At 65.1% G+C, this 18,021-nt stretch carries 13 protein-coding genes; 8 read left to right on the top strand and 5 right to left on the bottom strand.

Annotated elements, in window-relative coordinates; translation table 11 throughout:
- The first annotated feature begins 38 nt into the window (after positions 1 to 38).
- Both F2P46_RS21405 and F2P46_RS21410 read left to right on the top strand, forming a co-directional pair.
- A complete protein-coding gene (locus F2P46_RS21405; RefSeq protein WP_166893922.1) occupies positions 39 to 776 on the top strand; it encodes a 2OG-Fe dioxygenase family protein in 738 nt (245 codons plus the stop codon).
- 96 nt (positions 777 to 872) lie between these two features.
- Positions 873 to 2,231, top strand: a complete 1,359-nt coding sequence (locus F2P46_RS21410; protein ID WP_166893924.1) for a response regulator — start codon at positions 873 to 875, stop codon at positions 2,229 to 2,231.
- A 199-nt stretch (positions 2,232 to 2,430) separates the two neighbouring features.
- Here the strand turns inward: F2P46_RS21410 and F2P46_RS21415 are convergent, their stop codons facing one another.
- Positions 2,431 to 3,681: a DUF1501 domain-containing protein gene (locus F2P46_RS21415; protein ID WP_166893926.1), complete on the bottom strand. Its 1,251-nt coding sequence runs from the start codon at positions 3,679 to 3,681 to the stop codon at positions 2,431 to 2,433.
- Between the two features lie 12 nt (positions 3,682 to 3,693).
- Entirely contained in the window at positions 3,694 to 5,190 is a 1,497-nt protein-coding gene (locus F2P46_RS21420; RefSeq protein WP_166893928.1) for a DUF1800 domain-containing protein, read from the bottom strand.
- Positions 5,191 to 5,380: 190 nt separating this feature from the next.
- Here F2P46_RS21420 and F2P46_RS21425 point away from each other — a divergent pair, with 190 nt between their 5' ends.
- From F2P46_RS21425 to F2P46_RS37805, 6 genes are all read left to right on the top strand, one after another.
- Positions 5,381 to 6,097: a CerR family C-terminal domain-containing protein gene (locus tag F2P46_RS21425; RefSeq protein WP_166893930.1), complete on the top strand. Its 717-nt coding sequence runs from the start codon at positions 5,381 to 5,383 to the stop codon at positions 6,095 to 6,097.
- Positions 6,094 to 7,476: an efflux transporter outer membrane subunit gene (locus F2P46_RS21430; protein ID WP_166893932.1), complete on the top strand. Its 1,383-nt coding sequence runs from the start codon at positions 6,094 to 6,096 to the stop codon at positions 7,474 to 7,476. The genes F2P46_RS21425 and F2P46_RS21430 overlap by 4 nt, the downstream gene beginning before the upstream one ends.
- 54 nt (positions 7,477 to 7,530) lie before the next feature.
- Positions 7,531 to 8,691, top strand: coding sequence for an efflux RND transporter periplasmic adaptor subunit (locus tag F2P46_RS21435; protein ID WP_229476677.1), 1,161 nt, complete (start codon positions 7,531 to 7,533; stop codon positions 8,689 to 8,691).
- Positions 8,692 to 8,700: 9 nt separating this feature from the next.
- Entirely contained in the window at positions 8,701 to 11,820 is a 3,120-nt protein-coding gene (locus F2P46_RS21440; protein WP_166893936.1) for an efflux RND transporter permease subunit, read from the top strand.
- A gap of 230 nt (positions 11,821 to 12,050) precedes the next feature.
- Positions 12,051 to 12,749: a PEP-CTERM sorting domain-containing protein gene (locus F2P46_RS37800; RefSeq protein WP_229509382.1), complete on the top strand. Its 699-nt coding sequence runs from the start codon at positions 12,051 to 12,053 to the stop codon at positions 12,747 to 12,749.
- Between the two features lie 365 nt (positions 12,750 to 13,114).
- A complete protein-coding gene (locus F2P46_RS37805; protein WP_229509383.1) occupies positions 13,115 to 13,816 on the top strand; it encodes a PEP-CTERM sorting domain-containing protein in 702 nt (233 codons plus the stop codon).
- A gap of 75 nt (positions 13,817 to 13,891) precedes the next feature.
- Here F2P46_RS37805 and F2P46_RS21455 read toward each other — a convergent pair whose 3' ends face one another.
- The 3 genes from F2P46_RS21455 to F2P46_RS21465 form a co-directional block, all read right to left on the bottom strand.
- Positions 13,892 to 16,306, bottom strand: coding sequence for a catalase (locus tag F2P46_RS21455; RefSeq protein ID WP_166893938.1), 2,415 nt, complete (start codon positions 16,304 to 16,306; stop codon positions 13,892 to 13,894).
- A 165-nt stretch (positions 16,307 to 16,471) separates the two neighbouring features.
- Complete coding sequence (locus F2P46_RS21460) at positions 16,472 to 16,912, bottom strand: hypothetical protein (protein ID WP_229509384.1); 441 nt, start codon at positions 16,910 to 16,912, stop codon at positions 16,472 to 16,474.
- Positions 16,913 to 17,710: 798 nt separating this feature from the next.
- Positions 17,711 to 18,021 (bottom strand): transposase (locus F2P46_RS21465; RefSeq protein ID WP_208296717.1); only part of this gene is annotated, 311 nt, incomplete at its 5' end.

Here is an 18,021-nt window from a genome sequence, read left to right on the forward strand (position 1 = left end):
TCCTCACATCCGACGGCGAAAAATGCTACGCTATCGGGATGACAACACACGCGCCACCCTTTAACGATATCGCCCAACTCACCGATGCGCTGCGCACCAGCGGCTACGCCCTGCTGCGCCCTGCGGACGTGGCCTCGCTGGCGGGCTGCAGCCTCGATGACCTGAACACCCTGGTCGCCAGCTGGGACCATCTGGCGCCCGATAACTACCTCAAGGACGGCGGCAATTACCGGCGCCGGCGCCACTCCTGCTACATCCAGGACGGCGCCACGCTGACCCAGACCGCGCACCGCGCGCACTGGCAGCCGATCGAATACAACGCCCTGCACGGCGGCATGCACCGCCTGTTCGAACCGGTCGAGCCAAGCACGGTGGCGCTGCCGGCATGGGGCAAGCTGCTGCGCGCCCTGGGCGACGCCTGTTCGCGCGTGCGGGCGGCGCAGCCCTGGTACGTGGAAGCGCACCAGTTCCGCATCGATACGCTCGAAGGCATCGGCCGTCCCACGCCGGAAGGCGCGCACCGCGACGGCGTCGATTTTGTCGCCGTGCTGCTGGTCGGGCGCAGCCATATCAAGGGCGGCGAGACGCGCATTTTCGAAGCCGCCGGCCCGGACGGCAAACGCTTCACCATGCTCGAGCCATGGACCCTGATCCTGCTCGACGACGCCACCGTCATCCACGAATCGACCCCGATCCAGCCCGATGGCGATAACGGCCACCGCGATACCCTGGTGCTGACCTGGCGCACGGGAGGCTTCCAGGGCGACACGGAGTGAAAAACAGTGACATTATGGTATCTGTAAATTTACCATGTGGCGCGATAAATCCGATATAGTCGTGTGCAACGCAGCCGCCGTCCAAGGAGCCATGTCGTGGACTCGACGTACCAAATCCAGCCAGAAGAATTCGAGATACTGATCGTCGAAGACAGCCCGACCCAGGCCGAGCGGCTGCGGCGGCTGATCCAGTCCAAGTCGTACCGGGTGCGCGTGGCGCTGAACGGCCAGCTGGCCCTTGCCCTGATCCGTGAGCAAAAACCCGACCTGGTCCTGTCGGACATCATCATGCCCGAGATGGACGGCTACGAACTTTGCCGGACAATCAAGTCCGACCCGGCCCTGCGCGACATTCCGGTCATTCTGGTGACCGCGCTGAACGACCCCAAGGACATCATCCGCGGCATCGAGTGCGGCGCCGATAATTTCGTGCGCAAGCCGTACGCCGAGGAGTACCTGCTCGGCAGGATCAGCCACATGCTGCTCAACCTGCGCCTGCGCGAAGGTCCCCCGGTGGAGGTGGAAGCGGGCATCGCGCTTTATCTCGGCAACCAAAAGCACTTTATCAACGCCGGGCGCCAGCAGATCCTGGACTTGCTCATTTCGACCTACGAACAGGCGGTGCAGGTCAACAGCGAATTGCAGGCGCGCGAGCGCCAGGTGATCGAACTCAATATGCGCCTGGCGCACCACGCGGCCGAGCTGGAAACCATCAACCGCGAAATCGCGCACAAAAACCTGGAACTGGCCGAGGCGAGCCGCATGAAGTCGGCCTTTATCGCCAACATGTCGCACGAGCTGCGCACGCCGCTCAACGCCATCATCGGCTTTACCGGGGCGCTGTTGATGAAGCTACCCGGCCCGCTCACGCCGGACCAGGACAAGCAGCTCAACACCATCCGTTCGAGCGCGCGCCATTTGCTATCGCTCATCAACGACATCCTGGATGTCGCCAAGATCGAGGCCGGCAAGGTAACGCTGGCGCTCGAGCGCGTGCAGTGCCAGGACCTGATCAACAATACGGCCGACACCCTGCGCCCGCTGGCCGCGCAAAAGGGCTTGTCGCTGTCGCTGGAGCTGCCGCCTGAAGCGATCGTGATCGATTCGGACCGGCGCGCGCTGACCCAGATTATTATCAATCTGGTCAATAACGCGATCAAGTTTACGGACCAGGGATCGGTGAGGGTGGCCTTGTCGCAGCGACTCGAGGCCAGCCAGTTGCTCACCGAGTTCAGCGTGACCGACAGCGGGGCCGGCATCAAGCCGGAAGACCAGTCGAAGCTGTTCCAGGCGTTTTCGCAGCTCGATTCGACCTCCACCCGGCATGCCGAGGGGGCGGGACTGGGACTGTATCTGTGCCAGAACTTGGCCAATCTGCTGGGCGGCAGCCTGTATTTCACCAGCGCCTACGGCAGCGGCAGCACCTTCATCCTCGCTTTGCGCGAAAAACGCTGAACGCCGCGATAGCGACAATTGTCGCGTTGACCTGAAGACCGTCCTGTCACCCAAAAAAAACGCCCGCGACCTTGACGGTGCGGGCGGCAATCCAATCTTCTGAGAAAACTGGAGGAGACAAGTCCACTATATTCTCATTCATGGTGCGCTGCAATACGGTAGTTCTACGGTGTTGCGCTACGGATACAAATATTCCGCCCTACACTTGCAATAATTGAAACCCAAGCGCTTTGCGTGGCATGTCCGGAAACAATCTGGCCAGCTGCCCATCCGGCAAACGCAGGTGTTTTTCGGCCACCTGCGCCAGCACCGAGCGAAAATCGGTACTCACCGGCAGGTCGCGTCCTTCGTTGAGCGCGTCGTCGCCCACGCCCTGCCAGTCGCCATACACCTTGCCGCCGGCCACGCGCCCGCCCAGCAGCCACATGGCGTTGCCATGACCATGATCGGTGCCGGCGTTGCCGTTCTGGCGCGCGGTGCGGCCAAATTCCGACATCACGATGATGGTCGTGTGCTCGAACATCGGACCGAGGCGCTGGGCCAGGGTCGCCAGTCCCAGTCCCACGGGCGCCAGCCGGTTGGCCAGCTGTCCGCTCGCCGCGCCCTGGTTCGCATGCGTGTCCCAGCCCCCCAGCGCGATAAACGCCACCTGCATGCGCGGATCGCTGCGCATCAGGCCCGCCAGCCGCGCCGCATCGTCCGGAAAACCATTCGGCAGCGGCGCCCCGTTGTCGGCGGCCTGCATTTCCTGGGTCATCGCCGCCTGCATCACCTCTTTGTGCGCCACCCTGCCCTCGCTGTAGGCGCGCCCGAAGCGCGCGTGCGCCGCATACAACTGGTCGAACGCGGCGCCCACCGCCGGGCGGTCGAGTACATCGGCGCGCGTCGCCCCGGCGCCATTGGGCAGGTTGATGGCCGCCGCCGGTCCGCTCAGGATGCGTGGCATCAGCGGGCCGATACTGATGGCGCGGCTGGCCGCGGAGTGGCCCGGCAGCGCCGTCACCAGCCGGTTCATCCAGCCATCCGGCGTGCTTTTGCGGCCCGGCGTGGCCGTCTCCATATAGATCTGCGCGTCGAAGTGCGAACGGCTCTCGTCGGGCGAGCCGCTGGCATGCACGAACGCGAGCTGCTTTTGCTGCCACAGCGGCATCAAGGGCGCCAGCGCGGGATGCAGGCCGAAGTAGCCGTCCAGGTCGAGAGCGCCCCCATCCGCGCCGGGCAATTCCAGTCCGATGGTCGGGCGCAGGCGCCGGTAGTTGGCGTCGCCCACGGGCGCGACCACGTTCAGGCCATCGACCGCGCCGCGCAGCATCACGACGATCAGTTTCTGGCGCGTGGCGCCGGTGTCGCCAGTGTCGCTGGCCCCGCTGGCGGCCCAGGCGCTGCGCCCGACCGGCACCAGCAGGCTGGCGCCGGCCGCCATCGAGGATAAAAAGTCTCTGCGTTGCATGTGGTTCTCCTGTTAGCGCTGCATGAAATCGGGGCCGCCGAGCAGCATCGCCGCGCGCAGGGCGACCGGCGACGCCGCCACCAGCTCCTGGGTGCGCGGCGACACCGAAGCACCCAGGGTCGACGCCAGCAGCAAAGGATCGAGCGGGGCCGGCGTGACCGAACTGGCATCCTCCAGCGCCACCACTGGCGCGCCTTTGGCCAGCGCCAGCCGCCCCGCGCCGAGCGCCGTGGCGAACACGATGCGCCGGGTCAGCGCGTGCGGATTCATCCAGGCCGCCTCGGTATTCTTGTAGCCATCCGGCGTCTGGCAGCCGTACAGCGGCATGCCGAGCTGGTTCAGGGCGCCGAGCAGCGGGCCGATGTCGCCCGGCGGCGTGGCGCTGGCGCGCGCCGCCGACACCACATACTGGTACGGGGTCTTGAACTTGGTGCCGATTGCGCTTGGGGCCATGAATTCGTCGCTGGCGAACAGCACCCGTAGCACGCCGCGAATGTCGCCGCCATTGGCTTGCCAGGTTCCCGCCAGCCGCTCGACCAGCGCCGGCGGCGGATCGTCGCGCACGAAATACTGGGCCAGCTTGTAGCTCAGGTGGCGCGCCGTGGCCGGATGCATGGCCAGCACGTCGAGCGCCATCTCGCCTTCCTGCTGGCCGGCGGCCGGCACCGCGCGTCCCAGCCAGGTCTTGGCGCCCTGGTCGTGGCGCTTCGGATCGAAGCGGAATAGCTGGTCTTCGCCGATCAGGGCGCGCTGGTCGTAAGTCCAGCCGGTCAGCATGCGCGCCAGTTCGGTCACGTCGCGCTGGCTGTAGCCGCCGTCGACGCCGAGCGTGTGCAGTTCCATCAGTTCGCGCGCGTAGTTTTCGTTCAGGCCGCGCGCGCGCCCCTTGGCTTTGGCCGGCGCGGCAGCTGCGGACAGGTAGTTGTCGAGGTAGTACAGCATGGCCGGGTGCTTCGCGGTGGCGCCCAGCAGTTGGCGGAAGGAGCCGAACACGTAGGGCCGGATCGCATCGCGCTCGTAGCTGGCGACCAGCGCCTGCACATTGCCCTTGGAGGCGGCCACGTTGAAGTGGTTGAACCAGAAGTCGACCATCACTTCTTCGAGCTGGCGCGGACTCTGGACCGCGCGCAGCAGGCGCGCTTCGGCCGTTTCGCGGGCGATGCGGGCAACGCGCGCGCGGCGCAGCTCCTGGGCGGCCGGCGTTTCGTCGCGCGCGTTGCGGCGCGCTTCTTCAAATTCGGCAAGGGTCTTGCCGGCGCTGCGGTTCGGCGTTTCCAGGCCGGCCAGGCGCGCGCTCAGGGCGGCCGGCAAGGCGATCGATTCCGGCGCGAGCTGGCTGTCGATATAGGCGCGCACGCCGCTGCGGCTCACGCGTTCCAGGTCGCCCGGCGCGGGGCCGAAGGCGATCCGGTTCAGTACATGGGCTGCCTCCTGGCCGGGCGGCAGCGGCGCGGCGCGCGCGCCGGCCAGCGCGGCAGCGGCGAACAGGGCGAAGACATAGCGTTTCATGGGCAAGCCGATCGAAAAGTGGCGGGAATATCCCCGCCTTACAGGTATTGCGCCTGAACCGGCAAAAAGTTCCCGCTCATTTGCGCACAAGGTGGGCCACAATGTAACCCGAATGTAAAGATTTGCCGGTTTAGTTAAAACAAACGCTTTAGTTATATCACTCGTTTGATTTTCGTGATTAAATCGCGGAATGGAAAAAACACCAACGTTACTGGCCGACGATGCGCGCCGCACGCGCTCGGACGGAGCGCAGTCGCGCGAGCGGCTGCTGCTGGCGGCGACCCGCCTGTTCGCCGAGCAGGGCTTCGCCAAAACCTCCACCCGCGAGATCGCGCTGGCCGCCGGCACCAATATCGCGTCGATCAGCTACTACTTCGGCGACAAGGCCGGCCTGTACCGCGCCGCCTTCACCGAACCGTCGCCCGGCTGCGAGGCCAACCTGGAGGCGTTCACCGCGTCCGACGCCACCCTGCGCGAGACGCTCGAAGGCTTCTACGGCATCATGATGGCCGACCTGAAACGCGGCGACATGGCGCGCCTGTCGATGCGGCTGTGGTTTCGCGAGATGCTCGAGCCGACCGGCGTATGGGCCGAGGAAATCGACAACGGCATCAAGCCGGCCCACGCGGCGCTGGTGATGGTGCTGGGCCGCCACCTGGGCCTGGCCACGCCGGACGACGACCTGCTGCGCCTGGGCTTCTCGGTGGTCGGCCTGGCGGTGCAGCTGATGGTCACGCGCGACGTGATCGACCGCATCAACCCGCACCTGCTGGAAAACGACGCCGCCATCGATGCCTGGATGGCGCGCCTGGTCGACTATGGCGAAGCAATGGTCAACGCCGAACTGGCGCGCCGCAAGGCCGGCGCCGCACAACCTATTACCAAGCCACGAAAGAAGAAAGCATGAAGATCGTCCATGTACTGAGTGCGGCCCTGCTGCCGCTGGCGCTGGGAGGGTGCGCGCTGGCGCCACCAGGCAAGACCGAGGCCCCCATGCCGCCCCAATGGCAGGCGCCCCTGCCGCACAACGGCAGCCTGACCGACCTGTCGCTGTGGTGGCGCGAGCAGGGCGACCCGCTGCTGGCGCAACTGGTGGAGGCGGCGCAGACGGCCAGCCCGAACGTGGCCACGGCGCGCTCGCGCATCGTGCAGTCGCGCGCCGACCGTGTCGCCGCCGGCGCCGCGCTGGCGCCGACGCTGGACGCGAGCATGAGCGTGAGCCGCGTCAACCAGCAAGGTGCCCAGCCCGGCGGCACCACCGGCCAGGGGGGGCTGCAAAGCGCATGGGAAATCGACCTGTTCGGCGGCCTGCGCGCCACCCGCAACGCCACCGAGGAACGCCTGGCGGGTGCGCGCGCCAGCTGGCACGATGCACGCGTGGCGGTGGCGGCCGAAGTGGCGAACCAGTATTACAGCCTGCGCTCGTGCGAGCAGTTGCTGGCGGTGGCGCGTCTGGACGCCGCCTCGCGCGAAGACACGGCGCGCCTGACCGGCCTGTCGGCCGACGCCGGCTTCCAGGCTCCCGCCACGGCGGCCCTGGCGCGCGCCAGCGCAGCCGAGGGCAAGAGCCGCGCCACCTTGCAGCGCGCCTTGTGCGACATCGATATCAAAACGCTGGTGGCGTTGACGGCAATCGACGAACCGGACCTGCGCGCGCGCCTGCTGGCCACAACGCCGGTGGCGCCGCCGGCGCCCGCGATTGCGGCCTTGCCGGCCCAGGTGCTGGCCCAGCGGCCCGACGTGTTTACCGCCGAACGTGAAGTGGCGGCGGCCAGCTTCGAGGTCGGCAGCGCGCAGGCGCAGCGCTACCCGCGCCTGTCGCTGCAAGGCTCCATCGGACGTGCGAATTTTCGCAGCGGCGGCGAGAACAACCAGTTCGACACCTGGAGCATCGGCCCGCTGGCGTTGACCCTGCCGATCTTCGATGGCGGGCGGCGCAGCGCCAATGTGGACGCGGCCAGGGCGCGCTACGACGCGGCCGTGGTGTCGTACCGCGCCAGCGCGCGGCGCGCCGTGAGCGAGGTCGAACAGGCGCTGGTGAACCTGAACAGCACGGCCGAGCGCAGCTTTGATGCGCAAGTGTCTCTGGACGGCTACCGCGCAGCTTTTCGCGCCGCCGAAGACCGCTACAAGAATGGACTGGGCAGCCTGCTCGAACTGGAAGACGCGCGCCGCACGCGGCTGGCCGCCGAAAATGCGGTCGTGACCTTGCAGCGCGAGCGCAGCGCCGCATCGGTGGCCTTGTACCGCGCCGCCGGCGGCGGCTGGACCGCCACCCCGAACTGACCGCCCCGACACGACTACGGATAGAACACCATGACAAACTCCACACACTACACTTTGAAGAACCTCAAGCTCAAACCGGCCGCCGCGCTGGTGATCGGCGCCCTGGTGCTGGCCACGGGCGGCCTGATGGCCGTCTCGCCCGATTCGGTGGCAGCCGACGACAAGAAAGACGCCGCGCCCAAACCCGCGCTCACCGTCACCACCACCCGGCCGTCGCCGGCCAGCCTGGCCATCAAGCTGGGCGCCAACGGCAACGTGGCCGCCTGGCAGGAAGCGGTGATCGGCAGCGAGTCGGGCGGGCTGCGCCTGACCGACGTGAAGGTCAACGTCGGCGACGTTGTTAAAAAAGGCCAGGTGCTGGCCGTGTTCTCGGCCGACAGCGTCAACGCCGATGTGGCGCAGGCGCGCGCGGGTTTGCTGGAAGCCGAGGCGAATGCCGCCGAAGCAGTGGCCAACGCGGCGCGCGCCCGCACCCTGGAAAATTCGGGCGCGCTGTCGGGCCAGCAGATCAGCCAGTACAAGACGGCCGAGCAGACCGCCAGGGCGCGCATCGCCTCGGCCAAGGCGGCGCTGTCGTCGCAGCAGCTGCGCCTGAAGTACACGCAGGTGGTGGCGCCCGACGATGGCGTGATTTCGGCGCGCACCGCCACCGTCGGTTCGGTGGTGGGCGTGGGCACGGAACTGTTCCGCATGATCCGCCAGGGGCGCCTCGAGTGGCGCGCCGAAGTCACGGCGGCCGAACTGGCGCGCATCAAGCCCGGCACCAGCGCCGTGGTCAAGGCGGCCAACGGCAGTGAACTGACCGGCAAGGTGCGCATGATCGCGCCGACCATCGATCCGCAGACCCGCTCCGCGCTGGTGTATGTCGACCTGCCGCAGAGCGCAGGCGCCAACGCGCCCTTCAAGGCCGGCATGTTCGCCAGCGGCCAGTTCGAACTGGGCACCTCGGACGCCATGACCGTGCCGCAGCAGTCGGTGGTGGTGCGCGACGGCTTCAGCTATGTGTTCCGCCTGAACCAGGACGGGCGCGTCAGCCAGCTCAAGGTGCAGGCCGGTCGGCGCCTGGGCGAGCGCATCGAAGTGACCAAGGGCTTGACTGCCGATTCGCTGGTGGTGGTCAGCGGCGCGGGCTTTTTGAACGAGGGCGACCTGGTACGCAATGTCGCCGCGCCCGCAGCCGCGCCGGCGAAGGTGTCCGCAAGCGCCGCCAAATAAGGAAACGCCATGAATTTTTCATCTTTATCGATCAAGAACCCGATACCGGCGATCATGCTCTTCGCGTTGCTGACCCTGGCCGGACTGCTGGCCTACAAGGCCAACGCGGTGCAGGACTTTCCGGACATCGAACTGCCGATCGTTGTCGTCACCGCCACGCTCGACGGCGCCGCGCCGGCGCAGCTGGAAACGGAAGTGGCGCGCAAGATCGAGGATTCGATCGCCACCTTGCAAGGCGTGAAGAACATCGCCACCAAAGTGCTCGATGGCGTGGCCACGGTCACGGTCGAATTTATCCTCGAGAAGAATATCTCGGAAGCCGTGAACGATGTGCGCGACGCGGTGGCGCGGGTCAAGCCCGACCTGCCCGCCGAAATGCGCGATCCGACCGTGACCAAGATTTCCACGGCCGGGCGCGTAATCCTGACCTACACCGCGGTGGCCGCGCCGGGCAAGGGCGGCGTGCCGCTGGACGACCAGGAACTGAGCTGGTTCGTCGACAACACGGTGGCCAAGCGCCTCTTGAACGTGCCGGGCGTCGGTTCGGTCAAGCGCGTGGGCGGCGTCACGCGCGAGATCCGCGTGGAACTCGACGATGCCCGCATGGCGGCGCTGCAGGTGGCGGCGGTGGACGTGTCGCGCCAGTTGCGCAACGTGCAGCGCGAGGCGCCGGGCGGACGCGGTGACGTGTCGGGCGCCGAGCAGTCGGTGCGCACCATCGCCACCGTGCAGACGGCGGACCAGCTGGCGGCGATGGATATTCCCCTGCCGGACGGACGGCGCGTACGCCTCGACCAGATCGCCAGCGTGAGCGATACGGTGGCCGAGCCGCGTGCGGTGGCCGAGCAGGATGGCAAGCGCGTGGTCGCCTTCGAGATTTTCCGCACCAAGGGCGCCAGCGAAACCAAGGTGGCCGAGGGTACCCGTGCGGCCATGGCCGAACTGCAGGCGGCGCACGCCAACGTGGCATTGAAAGAAGTGATCGACAACGCCCAGCCGGTGGAAGAAAATTTCGACGGCTCGATGGAACTGCTGTACGAAGGCGCGATCCTGGCGGTGCTGGTGGTGTGGTGGTTCCTGCGCGACTGGCGCGCCACCCTGGTGGCGGCCGCCGCGCTGCCGCTGTCGGTGATTCCCGCTTTCCTTGGCCAATATTTGTTCGGCTACACGCTCAACACCGTGACCCTGCTGTCGCTGGCGCTGGTGGTCGGGGTGCTGGTGGACGATGCGATCGTCGAGATCGAGAACATTTCGCGCCATCTGCGCATGGGCAAGACCCCGATGCAGGCGGCCATGGAAGCGGCCGACGAAATCGGCATGGCGGTCATCGCCACCACGTTCGCGCTGGTGGCGGTGTTCCTGCCGACCGCCTTCATGGGCGGCGTGCCGGGCCTGTTCTTCAAGCAGTTCGGCTGGACCGCGGTGCTGGCGATCCTGGCCTCGCTGGTGGTGGCGCGCCTGCTTACCCCGATGATGGCGGCCTACATCCTCAAGGATCTGCCGCACGGGGAGGAAAAAGACGGCTGGATCATGCAGCGCTACATGGCGGCCATGAAATGGTGCCTGAACCACCGCCTGGTCACCGCGATCGCCTCGGCCCTGTTTTTTGTCGGTTCGATCGCGTTGGTGCCGCTGCTGCCGACCGGCTTCGTACCGGCGGCCGACCGCGCCCAGACCATGATCAACGTCGAACTGCCGCCCGGTTCCACCCTGGTCGAAACGCGCGCGGTGGCCGAACGGGCACGCCTGGCGGCGATGGAAGTGGCGGGCATCAAGGGCGTCTTCAGTTCGATCGGCGGCGGCTCGAGCGGCGACGCGTTCGCGCCTGGCGCCTCGGCCGAAGCGCGGCGCGCGGTGCTGACCCTGACCACGCTGCACCGCAACGACCGCAAGGAATCGATGGACCAGCTGGAACGCCAGATCCGCGCCAGGCTCGATCAGATTCCCGGCGCCAGGTTCAACGTGGGCCCGGCCGATACGGGCGTCAAAATGCAGCTGGTGCTGCGCAGCGAAGATCCGCTTGCGCTGACCGGCGCGGCGCAGGCGGTGGAACGCGAACTGCGTACGCTCAAGGGCATCGGCAACGTCAGTTCGAGCGCCTCGCTGGTGCGCCCGGAGATCATCGTGCGCCCCGACTTTGCCAGGGCGGCCGACATGGGCGTGACCGCCGCGTCCATCGGCGAGACGGTGCGCGTGGCCACCGCCGGCGACTACGACACGGCGCTGACCAAGATGAACCTGAGCGAGCGCCAGGTGCCGATCCGGGTCAAGCTGCCGGACGCGGTGCGGGCCGACCTGTCGGCGCTGGGACGGCTGACGGTGCCGGGCAAGAACGGCCCGGTCATGCTCGACAACGTGGCGTCGATCACGATGGAAAGCGGACCGGCGCAGATCGACCGCCTCAATCGCAGCCGCAATGTGACGCTCGAAGTGGAGCTGTCGGGCCGCTCGCTGGGCGAGGTCAATGACGAAGCGCGCGCCCTGCCCTCGATGAAAAACCTGCCGGCGTCGGTGAAGATCGCGGAACTGGGCGACGCCCAGGAGATGCAGGCGCTGTTCGCCAGCTTCGGCGTGGCGATGCTGATCGGGGTGCTGTGCATCTACGGCGTGCTGGTGCTGCTGTTCAAGGACTTCATGCAGCCGATTACCATCCTGGCGGCGCTGCCGCTGTCGATCGGCGGCGCTTTCGTGGCGCTGCTGCTGACCGGGAAGGCGCTCTCGATGCCGTCCATGATCGGCCTGATCATGCTGATGGGGATCGTGACCAAGAACTCGATCCTGCTGGTCGATTATGCGATCCTGGCGCGCCAGGCGGGCATGAGCCGCTTCGATGCGCTGGTCGACGCCTGCCACAAGCGCAGCCGCCCGATCATCATGACCACCATCGCCATGGGCGCCGGCATGATGCCGCTGGCGCTGGGCTGGGGCGCCGACCCGAGCTTCCGTTCGCCGATGGCGATTGCCGTGATCGGCGGCCTGATCACTTCCACCCTGCTCAGTTTGCTGGTAGTGCCGGCCGTGTTCACCTACATCGATGACCTGGAACACTTGCTCAAGCGCGGCATGCGGTATCTGCGCCGGGACAAGGGCGGGCCCGCCCACAAGCCGGCGGTCGAGTTGTCGAAATAGGACGGCAAGGCCATCATCCTCGACGCCAGCCTCGCGCTGGCGTTTTTCTTTATGCAAGGACGCGCGGACGCTGGCGTTGTGTTTTTATCAGTTAAATTGCATCAATATAACTTTATTGCTTGAAAAACAGCAATATACGCGCTATGATGTGCGCCGTTACTGCATTTGCAGCAAGCCTTGCCTCATCCCCGCAATGCTTTCTTCCTTCCCTCCTCGTCACCGGAAACGACATGAAAAACATTGCTAAAAATATTACCGTGTGTGCGGCACTGTGCACCTCCCTGCTGTTCGCCTCGAGCGCGCATGCGACCTGGAATGGCACGACCGCTAAAAGCGACGTCACGCTCAAGGGCGCCGCCGCAGACGCGGTCGACTACGCTGTGCTGGTCAATCCCCAGGGCTTTTTCGTCACCAAGGGCGGCAGCGGCGGCTTTGCCAGCGACTTCGCGCTGTACGGCTCGAAGCAGGGCTGGACCTCGATCGCCGCCTTCGGCAGCAGCGCCGACAATGGCGTGGCCATCACGAGCCGCAAGCTGGGCACGAACCTGACCTTCACCTTCGACAAGGCCGACAGCCGCCACGGTGCGTGGACCGTCGCCAACAACGATACGAAGAACAACGTCAAGCTGGACCTGGTATTCGCCATGTACGGCGGCATGGGCAGCTCGGCCTTCTTGTTCGACAATGAAACCATCGGCGCCGCGTCGACCAGCAACGGCAGCTGGACCTTCAACGGCCTGGCCCTGTTCGGCAACAAGGCCGGCTACGAGAACCTGACCATTTTCGCGCGCGACGTCAGCAAGACCGCCTTCGAGGTACCGAGCACCCCGGTGCCGGAACCGGAAACCTATGTCATGCTGATCGCCGGACTGGGCCTGGTCGGCTTCATGACGCGCCGGCGCAAGGTCGCACAGCCGCTGTTCAGCTGATCAGCGCGCGTTCGCGCACCTCGATCGACGCCAGCCTCGCGCTGGCGTTTTTGTTGGATTGCAGCAACGTTGCGCCTTGCATCCCGGGCGCGTCGATGACCTGCCATTACTGAGCCGTTGCGGCGCGCGCAGCCCGCCGTTGAGCCCGGTCGAATGGTTTTCCCGACCCGATGATATTTCATACGAGAAAGATCGTAAGACGCAATAGTTGCATTTGAGCCAGTTAAATTGCGCACATATAACTTTCTCACTTGAATCTCATCAATACATCAGGTACTATGCGTGCTGTACTTCCGCATTTGCATCAAGCGCTGCCTAACCCCCGCAATGCTTTCTCGATCACTTTCTTAAACATTGGAAACGATATGAAAAACATTGCCAAAACGATTAGCCTGGGCGCGGCACTCTTCACGACCATCCTGTTCGCCACCGGCGCGCACGCCGCCAATGGCAGTGCCGGCAAGACGAGCAAGAGCGATGTCAGCCTCAACGGCGTGAGCGCCGACGCGGTCGACTATGCCGGCAGCGTCAATCCCCAGCAAGGCAGCAACGGCAACAGCAGCGGTTTCGCCAGCGACTTTGCGCTGTACGGCTCGAAGCAGGGCTGGACCTCGATCGCCGCCTTCGGCAGCAAAGCCGACAACGGCGTGGCCATCTCGACCAGCAAACTGGGCACCAGCCTGACCTTCACCTTCGACAAGACCGACGGTCGCCATGGTTCGTGGACTGTGGCCAACAACGACCTGAAAAACAACGTCAAGCTCGACCTGGTGTTTGCGATGCACACCGGCGGCGGCAGCTCGGCCTGGTTGTTCGATGACGAAGTCCTCGGCGCCGGTTCCAAAACCAGCGGCAGCTGGACCCTGAACGCGCTCAACCCGGGCGGCAAGCTGTCCGATTACTCGAGCCTGACCATCTTTGCACGCGACCTCGGCAAAACCGCCTTCCAGGTGCCGACCACGCCGGTGCCGGAACCGGAGAGCTATGCCATGCTGCTGGCCGGCCTGGGCCTGATCGGCTTCATGTCGCGTCGCCGCAAGGGCGAGCACGACACCTTCCGCTGCTGATCCGCACGCCGTTCTTCAGACGAAAAAAACGCCAGCAATGCTGGCGTTTTTTCGTTTGTGCGTTACACCCCGTGCTTACACTTTCGGTGGATCAGTTTCGCGCGCGAAAGAACGGTGACCCGCCAGCGCCTTCTTGAACGCTGTCAAGGCCGGGGCCAGGGCCCCGCTTTCGGTGCCGATCAGCGCCGGGTCGGCCGAACCGTCCGGCAGGGCCGGTGGCACGCCGGCATGTTTCAGCAGCGCGGCCCCGGCCCCGACCACCAGGATCGGCTTACAGTGACGATACTGCTCACGCACGAAGTCGAGCGCATGGGCGTCGCGGCTGAGAATGGTGACCGCATCGCCATCGGGCACGACCACCGCGTCGTACAGCACCGAGGGACCGGCTTCGAGCGTGATTTCCACGTCGAGCGGGGCGCCGTCGCTGGTCTTGACCTTGCCCAGCTGGCTGGCCACCACGCGCGGCACGGCGCCATCTGCCAGCAGCGAACTATAGATGGCGCGCACCATGGCGCCGTCGACGCCGTTGGCCACCAGCAGCGCGACCTTGCGCGTGCGGATCCCGGTTTCGCCCGGACGGCTGAGCAAGGACAGGGCCGGCGACGGTTCGTACTCATGCATCGGACGGTCGGTCGCCAGCGGCAGCGCTGGCGGCACCTCCATGCCCAGGCCGCTGGCAACGGAACCGGCCAGGACCGGATTCACATTGGCCAGGGTGGCCAGCACGCGCTCGCGCACGGCCGGGGTTTGCACGCGCGTCAGCTCGAAGCGGAAGGCGGCGGCAATGTGGGCCTGTTCGACCGGGCTCTGGCTGTTAAAGAACAGGCGCGCCTGCGAATAGTGATCGGCGAACAGCTCCGGATTGCCGCGCACCTTGTCTTCCGAAATGGTCTGCGGAAAGCTGGTAAAGCCGTTTTTCATGCCCGCCTGGAACGGGCAACCGCCGGCCAGCGAGTTCGGCTCGTAATTGACGCGGCCACGGTGAATCGCCTGGCGGTGCATGCCTTCGCGCTGGTTATTGTGCACCGGCGCGAGCGGCGCGTTGACCGGGATCTCGTGGAAGTTCGGACCACCGAGGCGGCTGATCTGGGTATCGAGGTAGGAATGGATACGGCCTTGCAGCAGCGGATCGTTACTGAAATCGATGCCGGGAACGACGTGGGCGGTACAGAAGGCCACCTGTTCCGTTTCGGCGAAGAAGTTGTCCGGATTACGGTTGAGCACCATCTTGCCCACCGGCGTGAGTGGCACCAATTCTTCGGGCACGATCTTGGTCGGGTCGAGCACGTCGAAGGCGAACGACTCGGCTTGCTCTTCGGTGAAGATCTGCAGCGCCAGCTCCCACTCGGGGAAATTGCCGCTGTCGATGGCTTCCCACAGGTCGCGCCGATGGTAGTCGGGATCGGCGCCGACCAGCTTGGCGGCCTCGTCCCACACCAGCGAGTGCGTGCCCTGCAGCGGGGTCCAGTGGAATTTGCAGAACACCGACGCGCCGGCCGCATTGACCAGGCGGAAGGTGTGCACGCCGAAACCCTGCATGGTGCGATAGCTGCGCGGAATGGCGCGGTCCGACATTTGCCACAGCAGCATGTGGGTCGATTCCGGCATCAGCGAGACAAAGTCCCAGAAGGTATCGTGGGCGCTCGATGCTTGCGGCATCGCATGGTGCGGCTCGGGCTTAACCGAATGCACCAGGTCGGGGAACTTCATGGCGTCCTGGATAAAGAAAACAGGCATGTTGTTGCCGACCAGATCCCAGTTGCCTTCGTCCGTATAGAACTTGACGGCGAAACCGCGCACATCGCGTACGGTGTCGGAGGAACCTCTTTCGCCGGCGACAGTCGAAAACCTAGTGAACACGGGAGTGCGCTTGCCGGGCTGGGCAAACAGCGAGGCGCGGGTCACCGCGCTCAGGTCCTGGTAGCTCTCGAAATAGCCGTGCGCAGCCGAGCCGCGGGCGTGCACCACGCGCTCGGGGATGCGCTCGTGGTCGAAATGGGTGATTTTCTCGCGCAGGATAAAGTCTTCCAGCGCGGTCGGGCCACGCAGGCCGATCTTGAGCGAATGCTGGTTATCGGCAATCGGAACGCCCTGGTTGGTGGTCAGGACTTGTCCGCCGCTATCGACGCGCACGCGGTCGAGCGGCCCGACGGTCGGATTGACGCCCGCTGGTGGTTCGCCGCTGCCGAGCTTGGCGGAGGCGATGGTTTCGGTCGGGGTGCTGCCGGTGGCCAGCGGGTTCGATGGTTCGGCCGTGGCGCCCGGCGGCGGCGTGCGCGAAGCGTCGCCGTACTCGGCCGGCTTGTTCGGATTGAACGGCATCGCTGCCGCCAGTTGTTGGCCGGCGACGGTCTTGACCAGCAACTGTTCCGCGATAGGATCGCTGCTGCCCAGGCTGGCGGGCGGCTGCGCGTTGGAGGGTCCGGAGACGGTGCTCAGGATGGAGCCGGCGCCATCTTCCGAGGAGCCAGTTTTCTTACGTGTGACCATTGAATACCTCAACTAAAATGTGTGGGACGAGAGACCGGCGCGGAAATGCGACACCACCTGCCAGGGCAAGGTAGCGAAACGATCAAAACGGGGGTGTAGGAACGTACGGGGCTGGCCCGGCCGGTGTGAGCCGGCCGGGACCATGCCAGCGCATGACAGCGCAGATCAGTTACGACGGCCCAGCAGTTTCGACAGCGTATAACCGACGCCCAGCGCTACCAGGATCGAGGTCGCCGGGCTGGTGCGGACATAGTCGCGGCCGGTTTCTGCGAAGTTTTTGTAGGCGTCGGTCAGCTGGCGGGTCTTTTCGTCGACGCGACCAGTCACGCCGCTCAGGGCGCCGCTGACTTTATCGACACCGGCGTGGGCGCTGGAAGCCATGCGATCGACGATCGGCTGGGCGGCATCGGCGGCCTTGTCGATGGTTTTGTGCATATCGCTCGCGCTTTTGCTCAGATCGCTACCCATGTTGTCATTGGGCTTGTTGTTGTCATTGGGCTTGTTATTGTCGCTACGGCCGGCGCCAAGATCCTTGCCCATGCTGCTGCCCGAACCTTCGTTACCCAGATTGCTTGCGTTGCCGCCGTTCGATTTTTGATTGTCCATGATCCATTCCTCTAAAAGTTTGTTACCAGCGCGGTGGTGACACCTGTTATTGGTGCCGAATACAAAAAATATAACGATTGCCGTCTGCTCACTGTGCGGTGACTAACAGAGTTGCCATGCATGCCGGGAGGCATTGTTATACCGGAGGATGGGAATGGGGGTTGCGGGCGCTTTGCGCGCCCTCAACAGTGGGTGATTGACGCGGGCCGATGCCGGCCTAAGATGGGCAGGTGAATGAACCGGATCAATGGCATTGCCGGGTGCGACGCCGGCCTACCGAGACAGGCTCTGAGCACCCGCCCATGAATATGGCTCATTGTTGTCTTCCACGGCCGGCGCGCTGCGGCCTTGCCCTCCCGCTCGCAGCGCTCGCACTGCGTTCGCGGAGGGTGCACGGCAATCTCATCCGGCCATGTTCGCCAAATTCTGGCCTGTACGTCTGCGCGCGTACCTAGTGTCCTGAGTCAAAAATTCGTTGAATAAATACGGCGATCATCGCGCCGATACCGCGTCACAAATACTCGCCAGGCGTTTGCCTGTTTGCGCTTTGTTCCTTGTCTCGGCACAATGTCGCCATATTTAATCATCAACGAATTCCCAACTCAGGACACTAGCCTGAATGTTTCATGAACTGCCAGTGCGTTGCTGGCTGGACGATACGAAACCTCGTCGGCAGTGTTTTCGATGGTCGCGGGTAATGGATGCCCTACCCGATTGAACGGGACATCGAATGGCGCGGTATGCGGTTGAAGGTTGGCGGGTTGGTGGTCAGTTCTCGGCAGACCGGACGTGGCTTACTCAGGACGAGTTGAGGGACCTGGCCGGTGTCGACAGGTACAGTCGTTCGGTCAAGGTCTGGAGCAGATGTTTGGCCGGACAGGCGCTCGGAAGGTGAAGGACAATCTTGTTCTTGTACTGCCTGACCTGCACGGCGATTTTGAACAGTTTGGAAATGACCGTTGATGGCTGCGCCTGCGACAGCGCGGTATGCCGCAGCCCTTCGGTACGCAGTTGCTGATGCAGGATGTAGGCCGCCGCGTGCAGCAACAAGCGCATGCAATTGGCGAGAAAGCTGGTGCAGGAGGTACGGTCGGCGGCGAGGTCATCCT

The organism is Massilia sp. CCM 8734, from assembly GCF_011682155.1.
In the GTDB taxonomy this organism is placed as follows: Bacteria; Pseudomonadota; Gammaproteobacteria; order Burkholderiales; family Burkholderiaceae_D; genus Telluria_A; species Telluria_A rubra.